The 2,545-nt window shown below is 40.7% G+C and carries 4 protein-coding genes; 1 reads left to right on the top strand and 3 read right to left on the bottom strand.

All coding sequences use genetic code 11. The features are described 5' to 3' along the window. Nucleotides 1-223: 223 nt before the first annotated feature. The 3 genes from AAA927_RS12810 to AAA927_RS12800 all read right to left on the bottom strand — a co-directional run bounded on the left by AAA927_RS12810 (nt 224) and on the right by AAA927_RS12800 (nt 1,617). The gene (locus tag AAA927_RS12810) at nt 224-508 is read right to left on the bottom strand and encodes a BRCT domain-containing protein (RefSeq protein ID WP_338218152.1); all 285 of its coding nucleotides are present in this window, start codon (nt 506-508) and stop codon (nt 224-226) included. 5 nt (nt 509-513) lie between these two features. Then, nucleotides 514-1,164 (bottom strand): recombinase family protein, encoded by a 651-nt coding sequence (locus tag AAA927_RS12805; protein ID WP_016364568.1) that lies wholly within the window; start codon nt 1,162-1,164, stop codon nt 514-516. A gap of 75 nt (nt 1,165-1,239) precedes the next feature. Beyond that, on the bottom strand, nt 1,240-1,617 hold the full coding sequence (locus AAA927_RS12800; protein WP_338218151.1) for a hypothetical protein: 378 nt from the start codon (nt 1,615-1,617) through the stop codon (nt 1,240-1,242). 141 nt (nt 1,618-1,758) lie between these two features. Between AAA927_RS12800 and AAA927_RS12795 the strand changes: the two genes are divergently transcribed. Continuing rightward, nucleotides 1,759-2,427, top strand: coding sequence for an EcsC family protein (locus tag AAA927_RS12795; RefSeq protein ID WP_338218150.1), 669 nt, complete (start codon nt 1,759-1,761; stop codon nt 2,425-2,427). Nucleotides 2,428-2,545: the final 118 nt, after the last annotated feature.

The raw sequence follows: 2,545 nt of genomic DNA, 5'->3' as shown, positions 1-2,545 counted from the left end.
GGGTGTTAGTCTGAGAGTGGGTCATGAAGATTCCTGCTTTCTTGTTTAGCTAGTACTAACAAGAATAGGTCTTCATGGCCTTTTTGGTCTAGTCGTCAGGGTGTTGCACTTGAATTGTAAACTGGGGTTCCAAAAAAACTAATGACTGTGAGTCGGCCAAACGTTTGATTGGCCAAATCGATACGCTTTTGCATACTAATTCCCCCGTTTGATAAGAAGGCACTTAAAGAGTTGCTTTCAATTGATCTAATCGCCATTGGCACCATGAAATAAAGGCTAATTCGTCAATCTTTGGAATGCCATAGGTTATAGCATACGTTAACTTTTGAGTGGTAAGTAGTTGATCATAGGGTTTGCTAATAATACCAACCACAAGGATATCGACATTTTTGTCAATCCCGTTGACAGGTTTTGCTCCTAGAATAGTTGCTAACTGTTGTGCCTGGAAACGACTAAAAGATCGCAAACGGCCGGTAAAGAGAATTCGTTTGCCCCTTAAATCTATCATGATGTTTACCTCTCACTAGGGGGAACGTTTGCTAGATCTTCTGCCTGATACTTTTCGATGCGATATAAGGTTACTGGTGCAATACCTAACATGCGTGCAATTTGTCGCTTGGTCAGAGTTTCATCTCCGTCTTTCTTCCTATTTAAAAGGCGACAGGCTTCTTTATAAATATAGCGTTTTTGACGATTAGGTGAATGAGGACCATATTCGCGAATTTTGCCTTTATATTTGCCCTGGCGTTTGGCAATTTCTATGCCTTGTTGTTGCCGTATCTTAATAGTTTCGCGCTCTTCTTGAGCAATATACTTATATAGTTCGACAATAATTGTCGTAATCAAGTTACGAAGGTTAGGATCTTCAATACTTGCAAAGCTAGGCAGATTTAGAACGTTCAATTGAGCTCCACGATGCCGAATGGTTTCGATGATGTCAGTCAAATCATGAGAATTGCGACCAAGTCGATCAAGGCTCAGTACCACTACTTCATCATCATCACGAATATAGTCTAACATTGCTTTCAGTTGAGGACGATCGGCATTTTTACCTGAAAGCTTCTCTTGAAAGATTTTATTAACACCGGCATCATGTAGCTGTTCAATTTGACGCGCCAGATTTTGATCACGCGTACTAACACGCGCATAACCGATTTTAGACAATTCTAGATCACCTCCGGGTCACTTATATGTAACTAATAATACTCCCTTCTCTCTTTAGTTACAATAGGGTACACCCTAACGAGTTAACTCATACAAAAAATATTTTTTAAATTGTATATACTCACTAATTACCCCTTTGTTTTTGGCAGAAAGTTCTTCGGATGGAAAGCTTGAAATGATTTTACACAGTTTTTTATATCCATTATCATGACGTAACTTAAAATTCTCAGACCCATATTTGCCTTGAACTATATCAAAGCGCTGCTTTACTTCAGCAACACTGGTTAAGGAACTCCACTCGGAAAGTTCCGTCACATGAGCAGGAAAAGTTGAAACTATTAATGCTTTTGCTGTGTTAATACTACAAAATAGCCACTCCTCCTGCGTTGGATTGTACGCTCGATTCGTCTCTACATTGTTCTTAATAATTTTAAATAGATCATCATTTTCCAAGTGTCACTCCCCTTCCGAATGATCACAGCCTTTGTGTGTCTTGTAAGGCAAAGCCTTCCCTATTGATTATCTAGCAGCCCGCTTATAAATGGAATATAATAATGTAAGAATTAAAGATCAATAGTGGACTTGCAAGGAGCAATGATAGTTATCAAAACTACTGCCAAAAGATCCAGTGCCAAAAAAAGTTCACAAGACGCTATGATGCACATACTTGATTGGGCATACGAAAGGACACTGACCGGATTGCCTGGTCAAAAGGATATTCATATGTTAGTTGCCGACTATCTCAGTAAGTACCCACCAGATGTAGCAATCAAACATTTGGTCAATTTTCAGACGACAAAAGCTGCCACATCAGGTTTTGTGACGGGGTTTGGTGGTTTAATAACTATGCCGGTAACAATTCCAGCCAACGTCACAACCGTTATTCTTTTCCAGATGCGTATGATAGCCGCTATTGCATTGATTCGTGGGTATGATTTAGACAGTGATCAGACTCAAACTTTTGTCTATGCTACGTTAGCGGGAACATCAGTCACAGACATCATGAAAAAGACTGGCATCGTTACTGGCAATAAGATGGCGCTAGGCGCGATTAAAAAGGTCCCCGGCTCAGTACTAACAAAAATAAACCAAGCTGTCGGTTTTCGTCTAGTCACAAAATTTGGAAGAACTGGTTCAATTAACCTCGTCAAGATGGTTCCTATAGCTGGTGCATTAGTGGGCGGTGCATTCGATACAGTAACGACGCGCACGATTGCTAGATTAGCCAACCTTACATTTTCCGAAACAGGAATTGATACGTAAATTGCAAGAACAAGTTAGCCAGTCGTTGAGGACAATCCCAGAACAGGCCGTTATCAAATAGAAGTTGTGGCGCTAGAGAGACTACTGGGCCATGCGGCGAACGCGCCGAGCTTCGGCC

This window comes from Lacticaseibacillus salsurivasis (assembly GCF_036246225.1).
GTDB lineage: Bacteria > Bacillota > Bacilli > Lactobacillales > Lactobacillaceae > Lacticaseibacillus > Lacticaseibacillus salsurivasis.
The sequence above is the reverse complement of the archived record's forward strand: the minus strand, read 5'-3'. Positions and strand labels throughout refer to the sequence as shown.

Bases quoted from the DNA above. Each gene is read 5' to 3' on its own strand.
- AAA927_RS12795 (WP_338218150.1), top strand. From the start codon at position 1,759: ATGATAGTTATCAAAACTACTGCCAAAAGATCCAGTGCCAAAAAAAGT.
- AAA927_RS12810 (WP_338218152.1), bottom strand. From the start codon at position 508: ATGATAGATTTAAGGGGCAAACGAATTCTCTTTACCGGCCGTTTGCGA.